Origin of the sequence: Amycolatopsis magusensis, assembly GCF_017875555.1 — a bacterium.
In the GTDB taxonomy this organism is placed as follows: Bacteria; Actinomycetota; Actinomycetes; order Mycobacteriales; family Pseudonocardiaceae; genus Amycolatopsis; species Amycolatopsis magusensis.
Genome location: NZ_JAGGMS010000001.1, coordinates 6,034,855 through 6,060,185, shown reverse-complemented (window position 1 = coordinate 6,060,185; position 25,331 = coordinate 6,034,855). Strand labels below are relative to the sequence as shown.

Annotated in this window: 25 protein-coding genes and 1 tRNA gene; 19 read left to right on the top strand and 7 right to left on the bottom strand. The window is 68.4% G+C overall.

From position 1 onward, the window contains the following. Nucleotides 1–46 precede the first annotated feature (46 nt). From JOM49_RS26900 to JOM49_RS26885, 4 genes are read left to right on the top strand one after another with little or no spacing between them, the layout of a single operon-like run. A complete protein-coding gene (locus JOM49_RS26900; RefSeq protein WP_209666995.1) occupies nucleotides 47–1,261 on the top strand; it encodes an SGNH/GDSL hydrolase family protein in 1,215 nt (404 codons plus the stop codon). 20 nt (nucleotides 1,262–1,281) lie between these two features. Next, nucleotides 1,282–1,788 carry a winged helix-turn-helix transcriptional regulator gene (locus JOM49_RS26895; protein ID WP_209666994.1) on the top strand — a complete coding sequence of 169 codons (507 nt, stop codon included), beginning with the start codon at nucleotides 1,282–1,284 and terminating at the stop codon, nucleotides 1,786–1,788. Between the two features lie 58 nt (nucleotides 1,789–1,846). Beyond that, nucleotides 1,847–2,350 carry an SRPBCC family protein gene (locus tag JOM49_RS26890; RefSeq protein ID WP_209666993.1) on the top strand — a complete coding sequence of 168 codons (504 nt, stop codon included), beginning with the start codon at nucleotides 1,847–1,849 and terminating at the stop codon, nucleotides 2,348–2,350. Beyond that, nucleotides 2,350–3,393 carry an LLM class flavin-dependent oxidoreductase gene (locus tag JOM49_RS26885; RefSeq protein ID WP_209666992.1) on the top strand — a complete coding sequence of 348 codons (1,044 nt, stop codon included), beginning with the start codon at nucleotides 2,350–2,352 and terminating at the stop codon, nucleotides 3,391–3,393. Before JOM49_RS26890 ends, JOM49_RS26885 begins: the two co-directional genes overlap by 1 nt. 6 nt (nucleotides 3,394–3,399) lie before the next feature. On the opposite strand, the gene JOM49_RS26880 is transcribed toward JOM49_RS26885, so the two are convergent. Beyond that, nucleotides 3,400–4,137, bottom strand: a complete 738-nt coding sequence (locus tag JOM49_RS26880; RefSeq protein ID WP_209666991.1) for an SDR family oxidoreductase — start codon at nucleotides 4,135–4,137, stop codon at nucleotides 3,400–3,402. 141 nt (nucleotides 4,138–4,278) lie between these two features. Between JOM49_RS26880 and JOM49_RS26875 the strand changes: the two genes are divergently transcribed. After that, the gene (locus JOM49_RS26875; RefSeq protein ID WP_209666990.1) at nucleotides 4,279–5,157 is read left to right on the top strand and encodes an NmrA family NAD(P)-binding protein; all 879 of its coding nucleotides are present in this window, start codon (nucleotides 4,279–4,281) and stop codon (nucleotides 5,155–5,157) included. On the opposite strand, the gene JOM49_RS26870 is transcribed toward JOM49_RS26875, so the two are convergent. Continuing rightward, complete coding sequence (locus tag JOM49_RS26870) at nucleotides 5,154–6,476, bottom strand: M20/M25/M40 family metallo-hydrolase (RefSeq protein WP_209666989.1); 1,323 nt, start codon at nucleotides 6,474–6,476, stop codon at nucleotides 5,154–5,156. The two genes, JOM49_RS26875 and JOM49_RS26870, sit on opposite strands and share 4 nt — an antisense overlap. 113 nt (nucleotides 6,477–6,589) lie before the next feature. Between JOM49_RS26870 and JOM49_RS26865 the strand changes: the two genes are divergently transcribed. Next, a tRNA-Leu gene (locus tag JOM49_RS26865) sits at nucleotides 6,590–6,673 on the top strand. Here JOM49_RS26865 and JOM49_RS26860 read toward each other — a convergent pair. Then, nucleotides 6,655–7,827: a recombinase family protein gene (locus JOM49_RS26860; RefSeq protein ID WP_308158888.1), complete on the bottom strand. Its 1,173-nt coding sequence runs from the start codon at nucleotides 7,825–7,827 to the stop codon at nucleotides 6,655–6,657. The genes JOM49_RS26865 and JOM49_RS26860 overlap by 19 nt on opposite strands. 296 nt (nucleotides 7,828–8,123) lie before the next feature. Then, complete coding sequence (locus JOM49_RS26855) at nucleotides 8,124–11,069, bottom strand: nSTAND1 domain-containing NTPase (protein WP_209666988.1); 2,946 nt, start codon at nucleotides 11,067–11,069, stop codon at nucleotides 8,124–8,126. A gap of 140 nt (nucleotides 11,070–11,209) precedes the next feature. Between JOM49_RS26855 and JOM49_RS26850 the strand changes: the two genes are divergently transcribed. Then, a complete protein-coding gene (locus JOM49_RS26850; protein WP_209666987.1) occupies nucleotides 11,210–11,602 on the top strand; it encodes a peptidase inhibitor family I36 protein in 393 nt (130 codons plus the stop codon). Nucleotides 11,603–11,618: 16 nt separating this feature from the next. Further along, a complete protein-coding gene (locus tag JOM49_RS26845; RefSeq protein ID WP_209666986.1) occupies nucleotides 11,619–11,990 on the top strand; it encodes a peptidase inhibitor family I36 protein in 372 nt (123 codons plus the stop codon). 477 nt (nucleotides 11,991–12,467) lie between these two features. On the opposite strand, the gene JOM49_RS44185 is transcribed toward JOM49_RS26845, so the two are convergent. Continuing rightward, entirely contained in the window at nucleotides 12,468–13,103 is a 636-nt protein-coding gene (locus JOM49_RS44185; protein WP_308158887.1) for a tetratricopeptide repeat protein, read from the bottom strand. 254 nt (nucleotides 13,104–13,357) lie between these two features. Here JOM49_RS44185 and JOM49_RS44180 point away from each other — a divergent pair, with 254 nt between their 5' ends. The 4 genes from JOM49_RS44180 to JOM49_RS26825 are packed head-to-tail and all read left to right on the top strand — an operon-like array spanning nucleotide 13,358 to nucleotide 16,325. Next, complete coding sequence (locus JOM49_RS44180) at nucleotides 13,358–13,495, top strand: hypothetical protein (RefSeq protein WP_308158886.1); 138 nt, start codon at nucleotides 13,358–13,360, stop codon at nucleotides 13,493–13,495. Nucleotides 13,496–13,547: 52 nt separating this feature from the next. Further along, nucleotides 13,548–14,348 carry a TnsA-like heteromeric transposase endonuclease subunit gene (locus JOM49_RS44435; protein WP_372444086.1) on the top strand — a complete coding sequence of 267 codons (801 nt, stop codon included), beginning with the start codon at nucleotides 13,548–13,550 and terminating at the stop codon, nucleotides 14,346–14,348. A gap of 13 nt (nucleotides 14,349–14,361) precedes the next feature. Further along, entirely contained in the window at nucleotides 14,362–15,090 is a 729-nt protein-coding gene (locus JOM49_RS26830; RefSeq protein WP_209666984.1) for a DUF4760 domain-containing protein, read from the top strand. A 5-nt stretch (nucleotides 15,091–15,095) separates the two neighbouring features. Continuing rightward, the gene (locus tag JOM49_RS26825; RefSeq protein WP_209666983.1) at nucleotides 15,096–16,325 is read left to right on the top strand and encodes a hypothetical protein; all 1,230 of its coding nucleotides are present in this window, start codon (nucleotides 15,096–15,098) and stop codon (nucleotides 16,323–16,325) included. Between the two features lie 190 nt (nucleotides 16,326–16,515). Here JOM49_RS26825 and JOM49_RS26820 read toward each other — a convergent pair whose 3' ends face one another. Further along, entirely contained in the window at nucleotides 16,516–18,138 is a 1,623-nt protein-coding gene (locus JOM49_RS26820) for a pentapeptide repeat-containing protein (protein WP_209666982.1), read from the bottom strand. A gap of 472 nt (nucleotides 18,139–18,610) precedes the next feature. Here JOM49_RS26820 and JOM49_RS26815 point away from each other — a divergent pair, with 472 nt between their 5' ends. The 6 genes from JOM49_RS26815 to JOM49_RS26790 all read left to right on the top strand — a co-directional run bounded on the left by JOM49_RS26815 (nucleotide 18,611) and on the right by JOM49_RS26790 (nucleotide 24,740). Further along, nucleotides 18,611–18,868: a hypothetical protein gene (locus JOM49_RS26815; RefSeq protein ID WP_209666981.1), complete on the top strand. Its 258-nt coding sequence runs from the start codon at nucleotides 18,611–18,613 to the stop codon at nucleotides 18,866–18,868. Between the two features lie 213 nt (nucleotides 18,869–19,081). Then, nucleotides 19,082–20,254, top strand: coding sequence for a hypothetical protein (locus JOM49_RS26810; RefSeq protein WP_209666980.1), 1,173 nt, complete (start codon nucleotides 19,082–19,084; stop codon nucleotides 20,252–20,254). A gap of 265 nt (nucleotides 20,255–20,519) precedes the next feature. Continuing rightward, nucleotides 20,520–22,643: an NACHT domain-containing protein gene (locus JOM49_RS26805; RefSeq protein WP_209666979.1), complete on the top strand. Its 2,124-nt coding sequence runs from the start codon at nucleotides 20,520–20,522 to the stop codon at nucleotides 22,641–22,643. A 65-nt stretch (nucleotides 22,644–22,708) separates the two neighbouring features. After that, a complete protein-coding gene (locus JOM49_RS26800) occupies nucleotides 22,709–23,005 on the top strand; it encodes a hypothetical protein (protein ID WP_209666978.1) in 297 nt (98 codons plus the stop codon). Nucleotides 23,006–23,331: 326 nt separating this feature from the next. Continuing rightward, complete coding sequence (locus JOM49_RS26795) at nucleotides 23,332–24,063, top strand: GNAT family N-acetyltransferase (protein ID WP_209666977.1); 732 nt, start codon at nucleotides 23,332–23,334, stop codon at nucleotides 24,061–24,063. A gap of 233 nt (nucleotides 24,064–24,296) precedes the next feature. Next, the gene (locus tag JOM49_RS26790; RefSeq protein WP_209666976.1) at nucleotides 24,297–24,740 is read left to right on the top strand and encodes a hypothetical protein; all 444 of its coding nucleotides are present in this window, start codon (nucleotides 24,297–24,299) and stop codon (nucleotides 24,738–24,740) included. A 25-nt stretch (nucleotides 24,741–24,765) separates the two neighbouring features. Here JOM49_RS26790 and JOM49_RS26785 read toward each other — a convergent pair whose 3' ends face one another. After that, a complete protein-coding gene (locus tag JOM49_RS26785) occupies nucleotides 24,766–24,936 on the bottom strand; it encodes a hypothetical protein (RefSeq protein WP_209666975.1) in 171 nt (56 codons plus the stop codon). Nucleotides 24,937–25,019: 83 nt separating this feature from the next. On the opposite strand from JOM49_RS26785, the gene JOM49_RS26780 reads away from it, so the two are divergent. After that, nucleotides 25,020–25,304 carry a hypothetical protein gene (locus JOM49_RS26780; protein WP_209666974.1) on the top strand — a complete coding sequence of 95 codons (285 nt, stop codon included), beginning with the start codon at nucleotides 25,020–25,022 and terminating at the stop codon, nucleotides 25,302–25,304. Nucleotides 25,305–25,331 lie beyond the last annotated feature (27 nt).

The following is a 25,331-nucleotide window of genomic DNA, read 5'->3' as shown; positions in this document are numbered from 1 at the left end:
TGAACGGCGGTCGCTGCACCCGGCACGGGGACTGGAAGGTGGGCACATGCGGCGAATCCTGGCTGCCGGGGCGATCGTGGTCGCGGCCCTCGGCGTGGTGACGGCATCGAGCAACGCCCAGAGCCCCGAACTACCCGGGAACTGGGTCGGCTCCTGGGCCGCCTCCCCCGCGGCCGGCGTGCCCGGTACCGAGGGCGGCTACCCGAACTACTCGATCCGCAACCTGGTCCACACCAGTGTCGGCGGCGCTTCGGTGCGCGTCCGGCTGTCCAACGCGTTCGGCACCAAGCCGTTGACGCTGGGCAAGGTGACCGTGGCCGTCGCCGCCGAACCGAACTCGCCGAAGGCCGTGCCGGGCTCGATGCGCACGCTGACCTTCGGCGGGACGGAGTCGACCGTCGTGCCCGCGGGTGCCGAGGTGCTCAGCGATCCGGCGCTGCTGCGGGTCCCGCAGGACGGCGACCTCCTGGTCACCACGTTCACCCCGACGCCGTCCGGCCCGGTCACCTACCACCCGGCCGCGCTGCAGACCTCGTTCTTCACCAAGGCCGGTGACCTGGCCGCCGAGGAGTCCGGCGCCTCGTTCACCGAACGGACCTCGGTCTGGCACTACGTTTCCGGCGTCGACGTGCAGGGCCCGGCGCGCGGCTCGGTGGTCACGCTGGGCGATTCGATCACCGACGGCGTCGGCGGCACCGCGGGCACGAACCAGCGCTGGCCGGACTTCCTCAGCGACCGGCTGATCGCCGCCGGACGCCCGCTCGGCGTGCTCAACGCGGGCATCAGCGCGAACCGCCTGCTGCTCGACGTGCCCGGTTCGGGTGCGGGCCGCAACGCGCTGGCGCGCCTGGACGAGGACGTGCTGAGCCTCGGCGGGGTCAAGACGCTGGTGGTGCTCGAAGGCATCAACGACATCCAGCAGACGCCGCACCAGACCGATCCCGCGCAGATCATCGCGGCGTACCGGCAGCTCATCGCCCAGGCGCACGCCCGCGGCATCCGCGTCATCGGCGGCACGCTGACCCCGTTCAAGGGCTGGCAGGTCTATAACGAAACGCTCGAAGCGACGCGCCTGGCGGTGAACGAGTTCATCCGGCACGGCGGTGCCTTCGACGGCGTGGTCGACTTCGACGCCGCCGTCCGGGACCCGCAGGACCCCCTGCGGATGCTGCCCGCCTACGACTGCGGCGACCACCTGCACCCCAACGACGCCGGCTTCAAAGCCATGGCCGACGCCGTGGACCTCGCCCTTCTGCGCTGACCGGTGCTTATGCTCAGGCCATGAAGCGGACCTCTTTCGCCGGGTGGCCGTGCTCGATCGCACGCACCATGGACCTGTTCGGTGACCAGTGGAGCCCACTGGTGCTGCGCGAGAGCTTCTACGGCGTCCGCCGGTTCGACGAGTTCCAGCAGGAACTGGGCATCCCCCGGAACACGCTCGCCGACCGGCTCAAGCGGCTGGTCGACGTAGGCCTGTTGGAGAAGCGCGCCTACCAGGACGAGCCGGTCCGCTACGACTACGTGCTCACCGAGATGGGCCGCGACTTCTTCGACGTGCTGGCGGTGATGTCGCGCTGGGGCGACCGGTGGCTGTCCGGTCCGGAGGGCCCGCCGGTCCGAATGCACCACGTCGACTGCGGGCACGACACCCACGCGAAGGTGATCTGCGAGGCCTGCGGTGAACCGCTCGACCCGACCGGCATCCGCATGCGCACCGGCCCCGGCTATCCCGAGGGCCTCAAGAACCGGCCCGACGTCCGGCGGCGCTTCGAGGACTTGACAGAGTAAGTCCAATTACGAAACTGTAGTGCTCAGAGGCTATTCCCCAGCGCTGAGGAGTACAGACGTGGAATGGACGGGCGCGCGGTTCGCGGACACGCCGACCATCGAACAGCGGATCCGGATCGAGGCGCCGCCCCGGCGGGTGTGGGAGCTGGTCTCCGACATCGGCCTGCTGCCCTCGCTCAGCACCGAACTGCAGGCGGTCGAGTGGCTGGACAACGGCGGCCCCGCGCTCGGCGCCCGGTTCCTCGGCCGCAACAAGCACCCGTCCTTCGGTGAATGGGAGACCACCTCGCACGTGGTCGGGTACGAGCCGGAGCGCACGTTCGCGTGGGCGGTCCAGGATCCGAAGACACCGTCGGCGAGCTGGCGGTTCAGCCTCGAAGCCCAGGACGGCGGCACCGAGCTGAGCCAGTGGATGCAGATGGGGCCAGGCCCGTCCGGGCTGTCGTCCGCCATCGAAAGCATGCCGGACAAGGAGCAGAAGATCGTGTTCGTGCGGCTGCGCGAGCTGGAGAAGGCGATCCTCGCCAACCTCGACGCGATCAAGAAACTGGCCGAAGGCTGATGCGGACCGCGACGACGATCGAGGCCTCGGGCGGATCATGGCCGGAGATCGTCGACTTCGTGGTGGAAGCCGAAAAGCTGGGTCTCGACATGTGCTGGGTCGCCGAAGCGTGGGGCTCCGACGCGCCCTCTCCCCTGGGCTTCCTGGCCGCGCGCACCGAGCGGATCCAGCTCGGCTCGGGCATCATCCAGCTCGGTACGCGCACGCCGGCGGCCATCGCGCAGGCCGCGATCACCCTGTCGAACATGTCGGACGGGCGGTTCCTGCTGGGCCTCGGTCCGTCGGGCCCGCAGGTCATCGAAGGGCTGCACGGAGTCCCGTTCGCCCGCCCCCTCACCCGGATGCGGGAAACCGTCGAAATCGTGCGTGCCGCGTTCGCCGGTGAGAAACTGCACCACTCCGGCTCGGCATTCACGATCCCGTTACCCGGTGAAGCCCGCCCGATGCGCCTTTCCGTCAAAGCCGAGCACCCCATCCCCATCTACCTGGCCACCCTTTCCCCGCGCATGCTGCGGCTCACCGGGGAAGTCGCCGACGGCTGGCTCGGCACCAGCTTCGTACCCGAAGGCGCCGCCGAGGCCTATTTCCGCCACCTCGACGAGGGCTTGACCTCAGCCGGACGCACCCGCGCGGATTTCGAGGTGTGCCAAGGCGCCGAAGTCGCCTTCGCGGCCAACGAGGAGGAACTCCGGCAGATGATCGCCGGGCGGAAAAAGGAACTCGCCTTCAGTCTCGGCGGCATGGGTTCCGCCGGGAGCAATTACTACAACGACGCCTACAGCAGGCAAGGCTGGGCCGACGTCGCCGCGGAAGTTCGGTCGCGCTGGCTTTCCGGCGACCGGGATGGCGCGGCCGCGTTGGTGACCGACGAAATGGTGCTGGGAACCACGCTGATCGGCACCGAGGAAATGGTGCGTGCGCGGCTGGCGGTGTGGCGTGATGCCGGGGTCGACACCGTCCGGCTGTATCCGGCGGGCGACACCCTCGACGCCCGGCTCGCCACCTTGGGGCGAGCGTTGGAGCTGGTCAGCGAGGTGACTTGAGCAGGGTCAGGCGATTCCTCCGTTCGCGCGGACGACCTGGCCGTTGATCCAGCGCGCGGGCCCGGCCAGGAACGAGACGAGTTCGGCGATGTCGGCCGGGGTGCCCAGCCGCTCGAGCGGCGGCTGCGCGGCCATCTTCGCGACGGTCTGTTCGTCCTTGCCGTCGAGGAAGAGCGCGGTCGCGGTCGGCCCCGGCGCGACGGCGTTGACGGTGATGTCGCGGCCGCGCAGCTCGCGGGCGAGGATGAGCGTGATCGCCTCGACGGCCCCCTTCGACGCGGCGTAGGCGGCGTAACCCGGCAGCGCCAGCGCGAGCACCGAGGTGGAGAAGTTGATGATCGCGCCGCCGTCGCGCACCCGGCGGGCCGCCTGCTGGTCGACGACGAAGGTGCCGCGGATGTTGGTGCGGTGCATCCGGTCGAGGTCGTCGAGGTCCAGTTCGGCGAGCGGGGCGAGCACCATGCGACCGGCCGCGTGCACGACCACGTCCACTCCCCCGAACACGGCCTCGGCCTGGTCGAACACCGCCGCGACCGCCCGCTCGTCCGCGACGTCGGCCTGCGCGGCGATCGCCCGGCCACCGCGGGCGGTGATGTTCTCGACGGCCGCGTCGGCCTCGGCCTGGTTCCCGGCGTAGACGACCACGACGGCCATCCCGTCCGCCGCGAGCCGCTCGGCGGTCTCGCGCCCGATGCCACGCGACCCACCGGTGACGATCGCGACGCGCTGTTCCGTGGCGCTCATAGCTGCCTTCCCTTCGCGGTTAAGTTCGCTAACGACTCAACGTTATCATCGCTACTTTCACGGCGCTACCACTTACTCGATATCAGCGATACTGAATAATTGTGGCCAGTAACTGACCACAACCACCGCTACGGTCCGACCATGACCACCACCACCGAACGGAAGATTGTCGTCACCACCCCCACCGGACAGGTCGGCTCGCGAGTCGTGCGACTGCTGGTGCAGGCAGGTGTACGGCCGAGCTTGCTCCTGCGGGACAGCAGCAAGCTCGACCCGGAGACACGCGCACGAGTCGACGTCGTCGAGGGCGATCAAGGCGACGCCGAGTACGTCGTCCGCGCGACGCGGGACGCGGACGTCCTCTTTTGGGTGAATCCGCCGACTCCCAGCGGTGACCCCGTAGCCCACTACACCCGCCTGGGCGCCAACGCGGCGCTCGCCGTGCAGGAGAACGGCATCGCGCACACCGTGTTCCAGAGCAGCGTCGGCGCGGAAAAACGGCACGGTGCAGGCGAAATCGACGGCTTGGCGCGCACCGAGGAACAACTGAACGCCACCGGCGCTGCCGTGACGCACCTGCGTTGCGGCTACTTCTTCAGCAACCTGCTCATGGACGCCGAGTCGCTGCGCGAAGGCCTCCTACGCACGCCGTGGCCCCTTGACCACGCGCTTTCGTGGGTCGCCCCGCGTGACATCGGCGATGTCGCCGCCGCCAAACTGCTCGCGTCGAACTGGCAGGGCACGCAGGTGCAGGCCGTGCACGGCCCAGCCGACCTCACCTTCGCCCAGGTCGCGGGAATCCTCGGAGAGGTGCTGGGCCACGAGGTGAAGCCCGAGCACGTCCCCGACGACGAGTTCCGCTCGATGTTGCGGTCCGCGGGACTGCCGGAGGCCCAGGTCGACGGCACCGCCGGGATGTCCGCCGGCCTGAGCGACGGCTTCGTCGCCGAGGACGAGCGCAGCGTGGTCACCACGACGCCGACCACGCTGGCCGCCTGGGCGCAGCAGTACCTGCGTTAGGAGGCGCGCAGGAAGCGGTCCAGCACGCGGGTGCCGAACTTGAGCGCCTCCACCGGTACGCGCTCGTCGACCCCGTGGAAGAGGGCGGAGAAGTCCAGGTCGGCGGGCAGCTGCAGCGGCGCGAAGCCGAAGTTCCGGATGCCGAGCTGCTGGAACGCCTTCGCGTCGGTGCCGCCGGAGAGCATGTACGGCAGTGTCCGGGCGCCGGGGTCCTCGGCGAGCACCGCGGCGGTCATCGCGTCGACCAGGGCGCCGTCGAAGGTGGTCTCGACCGGCGGGAGTTCCATCCACTCCTTCTCGATGTCCGGGCCGAGGATCTCGTCGAGCTCGCGGTTGAACGCCTCGATGCGGCCGGGCAGGATGCGGCAGTCGACCGCGGCTTCGGCCACCGACGGGATCACGTTGGACTTGTAGCCGGCGGTGAGCATGGTCGGGTTGGCGGTGTCGCGGAGCGTGGCGCCGATCATCCGGGAGATGTTGCCGAGCTTCGCGACCGCGCCCTCGATGTCGTCGTCGGGGAAGTCCCAGCCGGTGATCTCGGTGACCCCGTCGAGGAACTCTCGCACGGAGGGGCTCATGACCAGCGGGAACCGGTGGTTGCCGAGCCGGGCGACGGCCTCGGCGAGCTTGGTGACGGCGTTGTCGCGGTGGATCATCGAGCCGTGGCCCGCGGTGCCGCGGACCCGCAGCTTCATCCAGCGGATGCCCTTCTCGGCGGTCTCGATGAGGTAGGCGCGGACGTTGTCCTTCAGGGTGATGGAGAAGCCGCCGACCTCGCTGATCGCCTCGGTGGCGCCCTCGAACAGGTCGGGCCGGTGGTCGACCAGCCACTGCGCGCCGTACTTGCCACCCGCTTCCTCGTCGGCGACGAAGGCGAAGATCAGATCGCGGGGCGGGACGATCCCGTTGCGCTTGTAGTGCCGGGCCAGCGCGAGCGTCATGCCGACCATGTCCTTCATGTCGACCGCGCCGCGGCCCCAGACGTAGTCGTCCTGGATGGCGCCGGAGAACGGGTGCACCGACCACTCGGCGGCGTCGGCGGGCACCACGTCCAGGTGACCGTGCACCAGCAAGGCGCCGCGGCTGGGGTCGGCCCCGGCGAGCCGGGTGATCACGTTGTGCCGGTTCCTGCCGCCGGACTCGACGTACTCGATCTCGTAGCCGACCTCGGTCAACTTCTCGGCCACGTACTCCGCGGCTTCTCTCTCGCCCACGAGGGTCTCGGGATCACCGGTGTTCGTGGAGTCGATGCGCAGAAGCTCGCTGGTCAGCACCACAGCTTCGTCGGCGGCTGTATCGATCAGGCTCGGTTCGGTCACCCCGCGTTTCTACCACCCGCCGAGCCGAATGATCTTGCCAGCAGCCCCCTCGGCGCAGACCCGGCCCCCCGGTTAACGGCCTCAGGCGCATCGAGTAATCTCTTCCTCAGCAAGTCCGAGTGGCGGAATGGCAGACGCGCTAGCTTGAGGTGCTAGTGCCCTTAACGGGCGTGGGGGTTCAAGTCCCCCCTCGGACACGCACACTATCTACACCGGGGCTGGTCGTCGCATAGACGGCCAGCTCTTTTGGTTCGTAGCGAAGGTCGAGGCCCAAGCGCTGGTACAGGCGGCTCAGACCGGCTGGCTTCGCATCCGCCAGCACAGCGCCGACGTCACCGAGCGAATCGATCCTCGCGTAGATCTCCGCATCCGAGATGGTCTTACTCGCCGGTTGACTGTCCACTTCCGCCCTCGCGGCCGCCCGCTCAGCCTGTGCGTGATTCATCGCCTCGACCACGGCCGCCGGATCAACACCCGCCGCGATCGCGTCCTGGAACCGGCGAAGGCGCGCGTCCGCATCTGCCAGCCGCCGCTTTGCAGCCTCCCGGCGACTCGATCCGACGTCACCGCCAGCCGACGCGAGCAGCGCCGCGGCGGTCTCGTCCACGTTGCCCGGCTCGAACAAGTGCCCGATCCATCCGTTGACCGCCTCGACCACCACGTCCTCACGCAGGTTCACCGTCTTCGGATGATCAGCCAGCGCTGGTGAACTAGGCGCCATCGTTCTCGCGGTACACCGGTAATACGCACCCTTGCGAATCGTCGCGCCCTGCATCTTCCGATGACAGACACCGCACCTCACCAGACCGCGCAACAAGTACGTGCGGGCCGTCGTCCTCGCGCCCCGCTCTGCCTTGCGGGCCGTCGCGAGCCCACCGGCCGCTTTGGACCGGCGAAGCAACTGAGCCTCCGCGAACACCTCTACCGACACGATCTCCGGATGCGCCTGCGTGCGCGACCGAACAACCTGCTCCCGCTCGGCCCGCTTGAAGCGGACCACATGTCCAGCCGCGACATCATCAGGGTCTAGCAAGGTCTCGTGCTTCGTCCATCGCCCGAACACCGCAAAGCCCGTGTACTTGGGATTCTCCAAAATGGACCGGACCGTACTGCCCTGCCAACCATCGGCAAGCCGGTGCCGGTTCTGATCCGGCCGCCGAGCCGACGGGCACGGAATCCCATCCCGGTTCAACCCGTTCGCGATCGCCCGATCCCCGTTGCCGTCTAAGTACTCCGAGAAGATCCGCCGCACCACTTCGGCCGACTCATCCTCAACCGCCAGCACCCTTACCACACCGACAACCAGGGCCGCGAGCATGGCCCACAGCCGGTCACGCCATCGTGTCGTCACCGCGACCTCCCCTCGGTCCTCCAGCGCGCACTCACACTCTTACCTAACGTGACCGACGTCGCCAGCGTTCACCAAAGCCCTTCCGGCAACCGCAAGGGCACCACAGACCCATCTTCGTGGTCTTGCGCTCGAATAAACAGCACAGAAGACTTCCGACTGGCTTGCCAGCAAACGCACCCTATTTCCCCTCATGAACTCTACGGCTAGGCTGGGTTGGTGAGCAGATCAGTCGAAATCTGCTCACGCAACCGACACCGCAGCCGATGTCGACACGTCAGCTCATTCTAAACTGATGTCTAAGGACATGGTGGCTGAAACGGAACGTCGCGGAAGTATGCATTCCATTCCACAGGCAGAATCGAGAATTGTCGTTTTGTGCATACTGTAGCGGCTGCCGTTTCCGGATCAAGGTCCCAACGCCAGGCGTAGACATCGGTACCTGTGCCCAAGGAAACCCCTATCACACTGCGCTCGTCCTGGAACGCCACACCTTGAGCGACGCCATCAAATTTCATTCTTATTCCGTCATCGCTCATCGTGACGACGTCGAGAATCGAGATTTCGCCAACGCCACCGAGAGCTACGAGCCGCTCGTTCGCGCCGAAGTCGGCAGCAGTTAGACTCTTATTAGGAAGCTTTTCCACGATTCTCTTTCGCTGTGGCAAATTGCGCAAGTCCCAAATTGCCATGTAGTCATCGTATTCCGGCGCGCTGACAGCGGTATCACCTAGAGCGGAAAAATGGAATACTCCCGGCGGCGCACTTGACGGCTGCAACTCCGTGGCCACAGTGGGCGCCCCATCGGGTGACAATTCCCACACTTTTACCGAGTTGTCGTCGAATTCGGGGTTCGCGGGGTCGATGTAAGGCGTAGTGGCAAACGCCCGGTTACCGACGAAAGATCGGGGATTGACGGCGTGCATCGCACCTGTTTCCCGGGGCTGACGATGGTCGGCCAGGCCCCAGAATCGCACAGTGCCGGTGAATCTCCATACTGGAGGATTAAAGGGGTATGGCTGCTCATGGACGGTCTCTGAGGTGGCCAGCAGGCGCCCGTTTGGGCTCACCATTGCGCTGTCGTAGGTTCCTGGAAGGGTGGCCAGTTCGATGGGCTGCCCTGTATTTTCCGTATTGAAGATTCGAACTCGCTTATCCCGATCGGTTGTTGCCGTAGTGTGTCCGTCTTCGCTGACGCTCGCGTGAGCACCACCTGCCAGGAAGGCGCGTGGATGCACATCGCCAGTCTCAACGGCCCAAAGTTGAGTTTTATCCTGTTCTCCGGCGCTGACGATAATCGTCTGGCCGTTGCCTGAGACGTCCGGCATGGCGCTGGTTCCTGGCTTGAGGGCGACCTTGCTGATTTCTGCCGATGAGGCGATCAAACTGTCGCGGGTGGCTGGCGATGGTGCGAGCCGGTAGGCAGCCAGGCTGAGTTGTGCTGCCAGCGAGGGGTTGGTCTCACTCAACTTCGTTACCTTGGCTGTGACCCCCAGTGCCAAGGCTGTGTTCCGCTCGAGAACCGCCCGCTCTTCGGCTTTGGTGGCGTAGACCGTGGCGGTCGCCGCGACGAGCAGGAGCACGGTGAGCACCGCGATCAGACGACGCTGACGGCGCCCAGCTCGCCGCTTTGCGGCCTGTTCGCGCTGCTCGGCGGCGATGCTGGCGTTGAGGAACGTACTTTCCTTGCTGTTCGGCGCGCTGGCGCGGGTGGCCCAGTCGTTGAGGACGGCCAGCCGCGGGCCGCGCAGGAGCGCGGTGTCGTCCCGGCCGTGTCGTTCCCACGCGGCGGTCGCCTCGGTGAGTTCGCGTTGGGTGCGCTGCCCGTCGTGGTCCTCAGCGAGCCAGCCAGCAAGGCGTGGCCATGCCTTGATGAGCACCTCGTGGGCGAGTTCGAGGGTGCCCCGGTCCTGCGTCAGCAGCCGTGCCTGGACGAATTCGGCCACCACGTGGCCTACGATCGGATCGTCGTCGAGTTCGTCGGCACTGATCCGGCGTTTGGTTCCCTCGGTGTCCTCCCCAAGAGTGACAAGGCGGCGGAACAGGTCGCGCGCGATGGTCCGCCGACCTTCGTCGAGGCCGGTGAAGACCGCCTCGGCGGTGTTGGCCAGAGCGCCGTCGAACCCGCCGGTGGCCTGGTAACCGGCCAGGGTGAGGGTGTTGCCTTTGCGCCGGCTCCAGGTCTGCAGGAGGGCATGGGACAGCAGCGGCAGCGCACCCGGCTGTGCGTGAACTTGCGTTACCAGCGTGGTGAGCAAACTGTTCTCGATCGTGCACCGGGCCCGTACAGCAGGTTGGACGATCGCCCGCCGCAGGTCCTCTGGCGCCATGGGGCCGACCGTGACCTGGGCATCCTCGAACGCTTCGACCAGCTCCGGCAGGCGCGCACAGTGCGGATAGAAGTCGGCGCGGATGCCGAGCACCACACGACAACGGCTCCGCGGCACGCTGGCCGCGGTGAGGACGAGGGCGAGAAACCGCTGTCGTTGCTGGTCATCGGTACACAAGGTGAACAGTTCCTCGAACTGGTCCACGACCATGACGATCTCGGCGCTGGCCGGCTCGGGTGCCAGGGCTTGCCGCACGAGGCGGTGCACGGCGCGCGGATCCCCGGCCAGTTCGGTGTGCACGCTCCCCGGTAGTTCACCGGCGAGCCGCGCCAGGTGGATCGCGCACTCCTCGACTGGATGAGAGCCCGGCGTGAAACAGAGGACGGTGCCGCCCAGCCGCGGGATCAGCCCCGCGCGCAACACCGAGGACTTCCCGGACCCCGACGGCCCAAACACCGCCACGAATCTCTGCCTGCGCACCCGAGCGACCAGATCGTCAACGAGCCGTTCACGCCCGAAGAACAACTCGGCGTCTTCACGGCCGTACGCGCGCAACCCGACATAAGGCGCCGTCAGGTCATCACCCGTGCCCGCATCGCTGACCGGGGTGGAGACATGCAACTCCGCCGCGGCGGCACGCCACCGCTGTTCCCACTGCTCGGCATCGCCGTCGCACGCCCGGACATAGGCCAGTGTCACTTCCAGGCTGGGCAGACGGCGCCCACCCGCCGCGTCCGACAGCGTGGTGGAGGAGAAGTGTGAGCGCCGGGCCAGCTCCCGATACGGCGGACTCCCCGCGTTTCTGCGCAGTTCCCGCAGGTCAGCGGCGAACGTCGTCAGCAACGACCCATCCAGTTCCAGCGGTCGCTCAGCACGCGGCACTGTCCCCCACCCCTCCCCGAGTCGATCGTCCATTGTCCGGAGCTTGTTGTCCGGCGTCCACGAGTCCGGCGCCGGACAACCCATCAGGCCTACACCGGTGCAGTGCCTCGCTCACCCAGGAGGCCCGCGCGGCCGGACCGCCCGGCAGCGCAAACACGGAAAGGCACAACGTCATGCGCTGGTTCACCAAGCTCGGCGTCACACTCGGACTCGTCACAGTGGCCGCGATCGCCCCGGCCACTGCCGCCTCCGCGGGGCCGCACAACACCGATTCAGGCGTGTCGATCACCGCCTACAGCGACTGCCCCAGCGGCTGGTTCTGCGTGTGGTCCGGCAAAGACGGCCAGGGCACCATGGCCCGCTTCCAGACCGGAACACCCGACCTCGGCGACTTCGGCCTGGACAACCAGGTGTCCTCGCTGTGGAACCGGACCGGAATCATCTGGTGCACCTACCTCAACACCAACTACTCCGGAGGGACGTGGCCCGTCGGGAACTGGCAAGGCAACACCTCCGAGTACAGCAGGGACAACAACATCAGCTCCCTGCGCCGCGGCGCCTGCTGAGAACGGAGGCACCGCCATGCGCCGGATCATCAACGCCTGCGCCGCACTGGGACTGCTCACCCTGGCCGCCGCCACACCAGCAGCTGCCAACTCCGTGGCGACGCAGACACCGCACGCGGCTCCGAGCGCGACCCTGGAATGCCCGCCGGGCTGGTTCTGCGCTTGGGCTCAGGACAGCGGCAGAAGGCTGGCCACCCAGGTCAGCATTCCCGATTTGAGGGTCCACGACATGGACAACCAAGTCGACTACCTCTGGAACCGCACCAGCGTGACGTGGTGCGCCCACCAGGGCATCTCCTACACCGGGCCCGTGATGAGAGTGAGTCCGGGGTGGAAGGGAGGGGTCTTGCCGCAGGAGGGCATCAGCTCACTGATGCGAGCCTGCTAGCGGGGCGCCACTGCCACCCGGTTGGTGTCGAAGCGAGAAGGGACGCGTCGACACCAACCGGCACCTGCCCTCCCCACCACCGCAGTCATCGACCCGCCTCGTACCCGATTCCAGGAACCAGTGCATGTCAGCAGTCCCCATGGCTGGCGCATTTCTTCGAGACGCACGGTCCGTGCCGGGCAGGTTTACACCGGCAGAAGGCGTCGGACGAGCAGCAGGCAGCCGAAGTCGGCTGTCTGGGCGAGGCGCGTCGACCCCGGTCGCACTGAAGCTGGTCCCGTGCCCGGAATCGCTTCGGACACCGAACTGGGCGGGTGATGGTGGGATTGGCCGGAACCGGATCGCACGTGCGCGGCGATCCGCACGCCGCCGAGTTCAGGGTGTCCCGGTCAGGTCGATCTGCTCATGGTCGGTGGAGTTGTCGAGGTCGTTGGGTTGCCGTTGGACGCGGTCGGCGTCGGCGTCGGCGTCACGGCCTTAATCCCAGTACAGCTCCAGCGCTTCCCGCCACACCGCGCGGGCCTGCTCGTGGTGTCCGAGCGCGGCGTGGGGGTGGCCGACGTTGTCGAGGGTGTTCGCGACCTCGTAGGTGTAGCCGACGGTGCGGAACAGGGTGAGGGCCTGGTGGTAGTGGTCGAGGGCCTGGCGGTGGTCGCCGGTGCGGTGGGCGATGAAGCCGAGGCTGTCCAGGGTGGCCGCCTCACCATCGGGATCGTGGTGCTGCCGGTACAGGGTGAGGGCGGCGTGGCAGAGGTCGCGGGCGGCGTCGTACTCGCCCAGCCGTGCGGCGAGCCAGCCCACGAGGTTTTGCGCCTCGGCTTCCCGCACCGGCTGGTCGAAGGCGCGGTAGAGGTCGAGGGTGTGGCGGGCGTGCTGAAGGGTCCGCCGATCGTCCCCCCGCAGTTCCCAGTCGACTGCGAGTGCCCGGTGGGTGTGTCCCTGTTCGGCGGGGTCGCGGGGGCGCACGGCCAGGTCGAGGGCCCGGTCCAGGTGTTCGATGGCCTGCTCGTGCAGGCCCAGCCGGGCACAGGCGTGGCCGAGGATGCGGTGGGCGCGGCTGCGGGTGGAGGGGTCGGGTAGGTGTGCGGCGGCGTCCAGCGCGGCCTGCCACATGCTGAGCGCGTCGCGTCGGTGCCCCCGCCGCAGGAGGAAGGTGTCCAGTGCCCAGGCGAGGTGCCAGACGACGTGGTGGCGGCCGAGGGCGACGGCGGCGCGCTGGGTGGCCAGCAGGGTGGCGTGCTCGGCCTGTAGCCAGGCGAGTGCGGCCGTGGCGTCGGGCAGCGGGTAGGGGCGGATGCCGGGCGCGGGCGGGTCGGGGCGCAGGAGCGGGCTGTGGGGTCCAGGAGGTGGTCGGCGGCGTGGGCGGTGTGCAGGTGGAAGTCCACCACCCGCGTCAGGGCCGTCTCGCGCACGTCGTCGGGCAGGTCGTGGGCGGTGGCGGCGGCGTAGGCGCGGACCAGGTCGTGCATCGCGTACCGGCCACCCGGCCGCCGCTCCAGCAGTGACGCGTCCTCCAGCGCCGCCAGCGCCCTGCGGGCGGGGCCGTCGGGCAGGCCGGTGAGGGCAGCGACGGCGGGCGGGGTGGTGTCGGGACCAGGTGCGATCCCGAGGAGGGCGAACACGGTGCGCTGGTGTTCGGTGAGGTGGCGCAGGGACCAGGAGAGCACGGTGGGCAGGCTGGCGGCGGGATCGTCGTGGTCGAGCGCCTCCAGCCCGAGTGCGCGCAGTTCCCGTGCTCGGCTGGATGACGTCGCCGCGGCGCCGGTGCGGCCGTTCCCGTCGTATCGCGGGCGGCGCAACTACCCAGGCTTCTACTACGCTGCAACGATGAACGTGCACGTGCCGTTCGAGTCCTGGCTCGAACGGGACACCGCGCTGGACCTCGATTTCACCGCCGAGGTGGTGTCCTTCGCCGCGCAACCATTCTGGCTGTCCTGGCCGGGCGGGGGCCGGGTGCGGTCACACGTTCCGGACTTCTTCGCCCGCACCGCAGACGGCACCGGCGTGGTGGTCGACTGCCGCCCGGCTGAGCGGGTGCGGCCACGCGACGCCGAGGCTTCGCCGCAACCGAGCGCGCTTACGCCGAGGTCTCGGCTGGCGCTACCGGCTGGTCACAGGGCACGACCCGACCTGGCTGGCGAACCTCCGTTGGCTCACGAGCTACCGGCACCAGCGCTGCCACCACGGCAGGCTGGACGCACCGCTGCGCGAGGCGTGCACCCCAGTACGGCCGCTGGCCGAGGGCGTCGCGCTGGTCGGCGACCCGGTCGCGGTGCTCCCGGCCGCGTTCCCCCTGCTCTGGGCCCGGGATCCTGCGCACCAACCTCGAACGCCGGCTGGACTCGGCCTCACTGGTGACGGCGGTGACCGCGTGAGCCAGCTGCTGCACATCGACGACCGCGTCCTCTTCGACAGCGCCGAGCACCGGGTTGTCGCGCTCGTCGGTACACGGTCCGCTTGGTGGACAGCTCAGAACCCGAAAGGGCCGGTCATGCAGATCGCAGCATTAACGATCTCGATCATTGCCTTGCTGGTGTCCATCCTCGCCGTGCGCCGGCAGATCCAGCTGTCGAGGCACTCCAACTCGATTCCGTTGCTGGTTGACCTATTCCGCGAGCATCGCGGCGAATACCTTGCCCAGGTGCGTCACCTCGTTGTTCATGACCTGTCCGCGAGTGCTCTCAGCAATGGCCTAGCCGGGCTTCCGGCCGACCAGCGTCGACAGGTACGCGATTTGGTGTGGTTCTACGACAATCTTGGCGCTTTCGTGGTGCACAAGATTGTTGATGCCCAGCTCGTCGTCGGGTATCTGGGCGGGTCCGTTGTCGACGTATGGAAGAAGTTGCTGCCCCTCATCGAGGCTGATCGAGTCAGTCGCAAAACGGCCGGCCGGACGGATCATGAAGCATGGCTCGAGTACTTCCAGTACCTCTACGAGGCGGCGGAGTCAGAGCTAGCCCGGCGCAGCAAAGGCAAGCTTGCTCGGACTATGTTGCATCGCCTACGACACTGTCGTAGGCAGCAAAGCGCCAGCCTCACGTCCTGGCCCAAGCGTCCAAACGACCGAATCACCCCAACAGACGACCTTGATCAGGTCTAAGCGTCATGACGGACATACGCTTTTACACCGCCTCGACCAGCGCCAGGAGACAACCCGCCGTGCCTCATAAGACCCGTGACCTGTTCGACCCGACCGTCCGGGTCGACAAGCTCAGCCCGCTGTTCCGGCTTGCTGCCCTTCAACCCGGCCACGAGGCGGCCCGCGCGCTGATCAACGAGATCTACGCCAACTTCCACGACGTCGACGGCAGCTTCGTCCGGGAGTTCCAGACCGGCGGGTTCTCCGCCCGCGTGCTGGAGCTGGCGTTGTTCGCCTACCTCGAAGAGGCAGACCTTGACCTCGACCGCGGCGCGACTGCCCCTGACTACGTGCTGCGCGGCCAGCACCCCGTCGCGATCGAGGTCACCACCACCAACCCCGCGCAGGGAACGGCATTCGACGCCAGCACCCCGCCGGACCTGCTCCCGCCGGACCTGCCGGCCGCAGACCGTCAGTTCGTCTTCCAGGTCGCCAAGGCCATCCGGCGCAAACTGCTACACAGCGATGCCCAGGGCCGACCCTACTGGGAACAACCCCACGTCCAGGGCTTGCCGTTCGTGGTCGCGGTCGGCGCGTTCCACAATGAGCACGCCCAGTTCGAACCCGACGGCCTGGTCAGCAACTACCTCTACGGGCTCACACAGACCCTCAGCCACGACAACACCGGCAGCCGCGTCCTCACCCAGGAAAAGATCGAATTCCACGAGTTCAACGGCAAGACGATCCCGAGCGCGCTGTTCCAGCAACCCGAGGCGGCCGACCTCTCCGGGGTGCTGTTCAGCAACCAGCACACCATCGCCAAGTTCAACCGCATCGGCACCGAGCAGGGTCTCGGCCACCCCGACACCGCCCTCGTCCGGTTCGGTACCTCCTACGACAGCTCACCCGACGCGATCGAGCCCCACCAATTCGTCTACACCGTAGGGAGGCAGCCCGCCAGCTACCGGGAGACGTTCGCCCAGGGGTTGCATCTGTTCATCAACCCTGGGCGCGGGTTCCCCTGGACTCTGCGGCCTTCCCCGGCATCATCCACAGCAGCCTCGATGCCGACGGCATCGTCATGCCCGAGGTTCCCGAGGGATTCCACCCTTTACTCTCCAAGACCGCGGTATTCCACGGTGCGGGCGCACAGCAGGCCGCGACGCAGTTCCATCGCGACTTCGAGGCTGCGGTCGATGCCGCGTACCGCAAGAGGCAGCAGCGGACATCCGAAGCGCGTGACAACAGCGGAGTAGCCCCCCAAGATGCCGGCGGACGCCGGCCGCGTCGGACCACCTGAACCACGCGGTCCGGGTTATCGAGGCACTCTCGCCCCGGTGACATGACGCCGCCAAGGCGACCACTGGCCTCCGCCACACCGACCCGCCGGGTTCTGACATCAGCTTCCACACGTGCCACCTTCAGTGCAACCGATCTGGCCCCGTCCTACTGCGCGGGCAGCGCGACTATCTGGGCTCTAGTACGCGGCGACGAGGGACTCGCGCCGTGCCCACTCTGCAGCCCGTCGTTCGGTTGAAGCTCAGCCAGCACCACCGGTACCGGCACCAGCCGCAGCATCCCCGGTGCTTCACCAGATGCCGCGGTTTCCAGGCGGTGATCATCAGCCGTCCATCCTGTCGGCCACACACACGACTCGGCGGATGCGGCCGCAGCTCCCGTCATCACCGCGACGTCGGTGAAGGCCGCCCCGTCGAATCTCGCTTGGTGGGTAAAGGACGCCTCGCCGAACCGCACGTCGCGGGTAAAGGTCGCCCTGCGGAACTTCGCGGTACCGGTGAAGGTCGCCCTGTTGAACCGCGCGGCACCGGCGAAGGCCGCCCTATCGAACCACGCGTCGCGGGTGAAGGTCGCCCTTTCGAACCGCGCGCTGCTGCCGGTGAAGGTCGCCCTGTCGAACTCCGCGAGGCCGGTGAAGGTCGCCCCGTCGAACCACGCCCCGTCGCTGAAGGTGGCCCCGTAGAACCGCGCGATGCCGGTGAAGGTCGCCCCGTCGAACCACGCGATGCCGGTGAAGGTCGCCCCGCCGAACAGCGCGGTGCCGGAAAAGTGTGCGTCGATGAAGACCGCTTGTCGTACGGTGAGGTCGGTGGCGTGGAAGTCGATGAGAGTGGCACCGGTGAGGTCGAGGTCGTAGCCCTCGGCCCAGTACAGGGGATTGGCCGGCTGGCCGGTGGCCCTGTCGCGGCCGGGGGTTAAGTGGGTGGTGAGGATGCGTTGCGCGGTGAGTCGGACTTCGCGTTCCTGCCGCGATTTCTCGGACCCGGCAGTCGGTGTGGGTGGTCTCAGGCCGCTACGGCGCACGTCCGCGGCGCGAGCGGCGACGCGGCCGGTCGCAGTGCCTCGGCGTGCGGCCGCAGGCAGTCCGGCCTGGCGGGAGGCAGGTCGCTTAGGCGGTGAGGTGTAAGGGCTGCGCAGGTACGCGCAGATCACGTTGATCACGGTCTGTCGTTGGTCGGGGTTGTCCTGGGCGACGCGTTCCAGCGCGTACAGGCCGCCGTGGCGAACCGCGGCTTTGTCCGAGCCCAGCTGCTCGACTGCTTGCAGGTACAGCTCGGTGATCCGCCGCGCCGCGGCGTCGCGTTCGGTGGCGTCGGCCGTCCTGCGCTGTACGGCCAGGGTGAGTTCGGTGGCGCGTTGACGACGGGCGGCCAGCAGCAGCGCGGCGGCCCCGCCGGTGCCCACCAGCAGCGTGGCCGCGGTCCGGATCGCGTCCAACCGGTCCCGGGGCTCGGTCCCGGAGAAGTTGATCAGCAGCAGCACCGCCCCGGTGACACCCAAGCCCAGCAGGACCAGTGCGCCCAGCAGGATCGCCCGCGGTGTCAACGCCGGCATCACCTCCGTCCCCGGCTCCACCACGGGGCGGGGCGGGGCGCTGGGGTGACGTGAGCGCAGCACCGCAAGGGCCGCCGCGGCGGCCAGCAGCAGCACCGCGACCGGCACCATCCACCACCGACCCAGCCACACCCACACCGCAGACCACCCAGCCCAGGAGCTCGCCATCCACACCGCCATACCCAGGCCCGCGGCGGCCAGCAGCCAGGCCAGCACCCCCAGCCCACGGCGCCCGGTCACCGCCCGCCGGATACGAGCCACCCGCCCGGCAGGGCGATCAGTGGAAGGCGCAGTCGCAGCAGTCGTCATGCACACGGGCATCGTGAACTCCCCCGCCGTGTTACCGCCGCCGCGAGCAGCAGCCGACCGAACTGCCAGGCCGACACGCTGTTCACCGGCCTGCTTCCGGGCGACGTGGCCGACCTGCCGAGTGACACCTTGCCCCGGCCCGCGGCCGTGGCACCGCAACAGGGAGCAGGTCTATCTCCAGAGGCGAGTACGGCGGGAGAGCTTCGCGGGCACCCCGGCGTGGCTGGATGGAATCGCCGCCGCCGCGGGGCACCGGGCCCGCGGGGAGCCACGTTCACCACCACGCACGGCCCGGTTCCCTGGGCACCACTACCGCTGTGCTCACGACACGCGAGCGAATACCCAGCCTTCTCCCGTGATGCCCGTAGCGTCGACTGCCATGAGCGAGGACGATCCCGACATCACCGACCCGACCGACGTGGCCAGGCTTGCCTTCGGCAACGAAGATGGTGTCGTCTGGGGCGACCTGACTTGGCAGTCCTACGTCGACACCCACGACGACGGCACCATCACCGTCGACGTCTACCCCGACACCAACCCCCTCGGCGAGCGCGGGGACATCCCGGGGTTGCGCTACCGCGTCGAGTACATCGGCCACGCGCCCGACCCCGGCGACCAGAACACGGGACGTGCTTAGCACGGCGCCCCTGAACCGGCGTGACCTGCGCCTGGTCCACCCGTACGGTGTGGCGATCAAGTACGGGAAGCCGATGCCGGCGACCGAACTGTTCGCCGACCACGTCGTCGTCACCCTCACCCCGGCCGGTGAGCGAGCGCTGCAGACCGGCGTTCTCGCGGTCGACGAGGGTGCGGCGGGTGAGGGGCGGCGAAGTTCACGGCGCGGGGTCACGTGCTGGCGGTGCAGTACCCGGCCGAGCCGGATGTGGTGCGTGAGGTCGAGATCCGCGGCTTGGCGCGCACGGTGGGCCTGACACCGCACGTGCCGTTCGATTACACCCGATTCTCCGGCGGGCGTAACCTCCTGGACCGGGCAATCCTTCTCGGAGAAGGACGAGAAGCGATCCGTGTTCCGCGGGGGCACTGGTTCGTCGTCCACCCCCGGCCGGGGAAGCCGTTGTTCGAGGTGCTGTCCGACGCCGTTTTCCGGGGCGCGTTCGCCGGGGCGGACCACACCGTGGCGGGCCGGCGCGCAGTGGCCGCCGCGGTCGCGGCCGAGGCGCACTACCACCTCGGCCGCGAGATCGAACTGCGCTACCTCGACGCAGCCGACCACACCAGCGGTATGTGGGCGCACCCGGTAATGCAGGCGGTGATCGCCGACATCCGGGAGCAGTTGCGCGAACGCGACGCCGAACTGTGGGAGGCGGTCGATCCCGGCGAGCAGCAACGGTGGGACCGCAACCGCGCCGTGCTTCCGATCATCGTGCGGGTCCGGCCGGAGGCGAGCCGACACGGCGGCACCCACGGCCAGGCCCGACACGCGGTCCCGGACACCGACACGCGCGGAAGCCGTCGGCACCGCGGCGGCCGAGCCTTGTGCGAGTCGGCGTCCCGCCCGGCGCCGATGCCACTCGGACCGGTGACCGTGGCACCGCCGGACTGCCCGCGCTGTCTGACCCACCTGCGCCGCATCGCCGAACGCCACGGCCTCACGCTCGAAGTACCGCCAGCTCCCCCGCCCCCTCACACCGACGAGTCCGACAAGGCCGGTCCGCAGACGCCCTCGGTCGCGGCGGAGCTCGCCGATCTCGGCGAGGGATGGCGGCTGGTGCAGTACACCGACTCCGACCGATGGTGGCTTCAGCACGACCGCATCCGCGGCTACATCCATCGCTACACCAACCTGTCCGGCAATAAGACCGGCTGGGAAGCGTTCCAGTTCATCGGCCACGGCCGCTACCGGCACCTCGACGCGACCAGCGCCGCGAAGCACAGACCGAACTCCAGCTACCTGTGGCGCAGCGTCGCTCTCGCCGTCTGGGGCATCGCCACCACACCCCGGCACGACACCCCCAACCCGACCTGGACCCGCAGCTGGCGGCCACCACGGAACACCTCCTGACGTACCGCGCTCGCGTGTCGTCACAGGGCAGTTGCCGTGCGGTCTACCTTCGCGGCCTCGGGGCCGGTGGACTCCTCCCTGCCTGTACCGCGCGAGATCGCCGGGGCGGTCCACGCCGTTCGGCGACGGCACGCCCGAGCGGACAGCGGCGTGGCGCTCGCTGATCCCCACGCTGGAGCGGTCCCTGCGGCGGCACCAGCATCGTCCCGGCGCGCGGGGATGCCGGTCGCCAGTGGTGCGGTGGGTGTGTGGATGATGAGCGGCTATGACCGGTGGTGGCAGAGCGGCGTTGTTGTCCGGGTTCGGGGCCGTGGTGTGCCTGGGGGTGGCCGTCGTGGCGGGGCTGCGGCTGGTGCCGGAGGCGAAAGTCGGCGATGTGGACCCGGTGTCGGCGGTGATCGGCCTGCTGGCGCTGGCGGCGGGGCTGTGGGCCATTCGCCAGGCGGCGCGCACGACGCGGATGACGCCGGTGCCGGTGGCAGAGATGGCCGCCCGGTTGGCAGACCAGGTGCTGTCGAGGGAGAAGAAGGTTTGGACCCAGCTGCTGGGTCAGGAGAAACGCAAGATCGACGTGGACTTCGCGTTCCGCCCCGCTCCCGCCCACCCCGCACAGCACGCCAGGGCAAAAGGCCGGCTCACCGAAGTGGTGGCCTACTACCAGGCTCTGCAGCCGCAACGCCTGGTGATCACCGGCGCTGCAGGAGGGGGCAAGACCGTGCTCGCGCTGGAGCTGCTGCTGGGACTGCTGGAGAACCGCGACCCTGAGCACGCGGTGCCGGTGCGGATTCCGGCCACCCTCTGGGACAGCAGCGACCCGCTGGACGAGTGGCTGGTCCAGCACCTGGTGACCGCCTACCGCCAGGTGCTGGACCGGCGCACCGCGCAAGCCCTCGTCAACGCCGGCTTGATCCTGCCTGTCATCGACGGTCTCGACGAGGTCGACGCCGAGGACACCCCCGGCCACACCTCCCGCGCCGCGCACGTGGTGCGGGCGTTGAACGCCTACCAGCACGGGCGGCACGCGGCACCGCTGGTGCTGACCTGCCGCACCGGCCACTACCAGGCGCTCACCGACGCCGAGGTCTGGACCCACGACGCCGCCCACATCACCATCGACCCGGTCGACTCCGCCAAAGCCCGCAAGTTCATCAGGTCACGGGTGGACAACCCCGCACGGTGGCAGACCGTCCTGTCCACCATCGACCACCACCCCGGCGGCCCACTCGCCGTGGGACTATCCACCCCGTGGCGGCTGTCGCTGGCCACCACCGTCTACGAACAGCGCAACCCCAACAGCCCCAACAACAGCTACACCCGCAACCCCGCCGACCTGATCCGCATAGCTGGTACCAGCAACCACGCCATCCGCGAGCACCTGCTCACCCACTTCATCACCGCCACCACCGCCGCCCACACCGCGCAGCCCGGCCAGCAGGCCACCCCCTACACCGCCGAGCAGACCCACCGGTGGCTCGCGGTGCTGGCCGGTTACCTGCACCACAACGCCACCACCGGACGCACCCTCGGCGGCATCCCTCTCTCCGGCAGCGACCTGGTACTCCATCAACTATGGCCACTCGGCGGCATCAACCGCGTTCACGGCACCGTCGTGGCGGCAACCGTCCTGATCTTCTTCATCGTCACCCTGATCCTGCCGGTTCCCGACGGGATCGGCTTCAGCCCCGACCGGATACTCGCCTTTGCTGGTCCTGGGATTGGTATTTCCCTTTGGGCTTATTTTGTTTGGAGAAAAATGGGGGCTGAGCCAGCACTCATCCAGACAAGCCCCTTCCGTACCCGGCAAGGTCGCCGATCTCTTGCGTTCTGGCTCGCGTTCGGCCTCGCGTTCGGCCTTGCAACCGGCCTCATGCTGGGGTTCGTGCTCGGGTTCGCGGGCGCGCTCACGGTCGAGCTCACGGCCGGGCTCGCGGGCGGGCTCTTGCTGGGGCTCATGATGGGGTTCGTAGAGGTCAGAAGCCCGCAGGATCACGACGCTGCGTTCGTCACGTGGGATCCACGAGACATCATCAAGCGCGAGTTCACGACCGGCCTCACGGTCGGGCTCGCGGGCGGGCTCGGGGGCGGGCTCGCGGTCGGGTTCACGGGTGGGGTCACTGGCGGGGTCACGGGCGCGCTAGCGGGCGGGCTCACAATCTGGCTTACGGGCGGTATCGCATTCGGGGGGGTCGGAATTCGTTACTTAGCGCTGCTGCTGTGCACACGCGGGTGGTTCGGGACCCCGGCGCTGCCCTGGCGACTCGGGCGGTTCCTGCACTGGTGTAACCACGCCGGGCTCGTCCGGCAGGCAGGCATCGGCTACCAATTCCGCCACCGCGAACTCCAGGACCACCTGGCCCACCACCCTCAACCAGCACAGGTCAACGGCTAACCGGCCGACCCCCGATTCCGCCACGGATACTCCGGACCACCACATTCACTCAGGACGGAAACCTCATGACCGCATCCGAGCAAGCCCTGTCCGAACTGCTGCGGCACGCGGCACGCCGAGTCCGCAACGACGGCCACTTCGAGCTGCAGACCGCAGTCGACGGCGCACCGCACCGTCAGGTCGACGTCGGCCCGATCGCCGATCTCCTCGCCGCCGCCGTGGACAACCTCGCCCTGTACGAAGACCGCGGCTGGGACGAGGCGAAGATCCTCGGCCGGGTGTCGGAGATTGACCTGGCCGCCGTCGCGCTGGCCCGCGCGATCGTCGACCCGGACCGATCCCGTCGGGAGCCCATGCAGTGAAAACCAGCCCACCGCGGCCGCCTCAACCGAGCTGAGTCCGCAGAAGTCGAAGGGGATACCGGTTCCAAACGTGGTGAGACGGAACACTGGATGCGGGAGGCGTCGCCGCGTTGACCGGGATGCGTCACGACATGTCAGTAGGCGTCATCGAGCGTCAGGTGAGTGCCGGCGCGGCCAGGTGAGCGCGTGGCACGGGCATCCGGTGACTCGTCGAACTGCAACGGCTGCGTCAAGTCGGTGAACCTTTCTGGGCGCGCCGGGCACGATCGCCGGTTTTGTCGGTGTGGGCTGGCAGCATCGGCGCAGTGGGTGCTAATTCGTCGGGGTTGACCGAGCAGAAGCTGATCCGGGGCTGGCCCAGCGGCACAGCGGGGGTGAGAATCCGGCTGGCCACCGCCGAGGACATCCCGGTGATCGCGGAGCTCGCCCCGGCCTCCGGGATCGAGCTGGGGGCGGCGATGACCGAGGCGATCCGCGACGGGGTGATGGGCAGCGCCCACCGCGCGGGGCTGGCCGGGCGTGGCCGTGAGCACGGCCGGCCGACGTTTTCCCGGGCGATCGCGCGGGCCTTCACCGACCACGGCCCTGACCACGCTTTCGCAGTCGCCTCCCTGGTGCTGGTGGCCGAGCACCGCGAGCACGGTGTGATCGGCACTGTGATCGCCTTCCCGCCGCCCAACGTGGCCGAGCAGTACATGACCCACGCCGAGCGGACGGGCGCCGCGGTACCGGAGGTCCGCAAGCTCATCCTCGTCGGCATTGTGGGGCTGGTGAAAGTGGCCGTGTTCGCGGTGGCCGAGCCTCACCGGGGCAGCGGGATCGGTGCCGCGCTGCTGAGCCGGGTCAAGAAGATCTTCTTCGCCCACGGCTACTTTTTCGTCTACGGCCAGATCCGCCCAGACCGCCCTGGCCTGGCCGCTTTCTACCGGCGTCAAGGGTTTGAGGTTCGCGCACCGGATGAAGGCCTCGACCTGTGGGTGGTGTTCGGGATTCCCGGGGGGATCCATCCCGACCAGGGTGAGCAGTTCTTCGTCCGCGCCCGGCCCCGCGACGAGTAATCGGCCGAGCTCGCCCGGGACCGAACTGGCGGAGCTGAGGCGGCCGGCCCGGCCGGGACCGTTGCCGCCCGCGCCGCCGCCGGCATCCGCATGACCGCCGAAGCCGTCGTCGACGTCGCCCGGTGGACCGCGCTGACCGAGAAACTCGCGTCCTACGCCGAAGCCTGCTGAGAGCGGGACAACCGCTGCTGGTCTCGCTGTCGTGGACTGGCTGGGCAGCGGAAGATGGGCTGATGCACGACACCTGGACCACCCGCGACCTGCCGGTACTGCAGGCCGTCGTCGACGCCTTCGAACACAACCGGCGGCGCCAGCTTCCCGACGTACCTGATCTCGTCACCGCGACCGGTTTCGCCGTCGATGTCGTGCTCAAAGCGCTGGACGCGCTCGACGGCGAATACCTGAGCCTGCACCAGCACGGCCTCGCCGACGACCCCGCGAACGTCTGGGTCGAGAAGATCTACCCGCAGGCGCGGCGGGCAACGGGGCGCTGGCCGTCACCGGAGCACCACGCCGAGGCGCTGCTGCAAGCTTTGCGGGACCTGGCCGAGGACGCACCCGATGCCGAAACGCGGGGCAAAGCGAAGAAGGTGCGCGCGGCCCTCGGCGATGGCGGTCAGAAGTTCCTCGTCGAACCGATCTCCTCGGTAGGCGCGAAAATGATCACCGGCGGCTGAGCCGCCGCGCTTCCGGCCATGCCGGTCAGGCGTGCAGTGCGCGGTTCAGCTGTGCGTGCAGGTCGGTGAGCTCGGCGGTGGTGTTCATGGCGCCGGTGTCCTCGTTGAAGTCGAGCAGATCGCCAGCTGCGCGACGAGCCGGTGTCGCTTTTCGCTCGCCGTGTGGGTGTCCACCCGCACCCGGCACCTTCAGCACCAAGCAGAATTCTCATCGTCACCGAGCAACGCTGTCCGGGAAACGGATCAATCATACCGACAACACCGGGAAGGCAACACCTGATGGCCAGATCCCAGCGATTGACCTGGGAAGACCTCAAGACCCTCACCCGTCAGGAACTCCTTCCGCGCCTAGAACGTGAGCAGGAGTACTGGGCACGCAAGGAACGCCGGGGGCTGACTCCGGACGACCAAGCGGCCAGGAAAGAGTTCACCAACATGCTATTCACCGTGCTCAACCCGGACGGCTTGGCCGACTCGATGGCCGAGGACGTGGCATGGCTTTCCGGTCAGCGATCAACGGCTTCGTCCTACTGGGACAAGAAGCCAGGCCACGACAAGCCATAGCTCCACGCCGACACCGCGCGGAGTTCT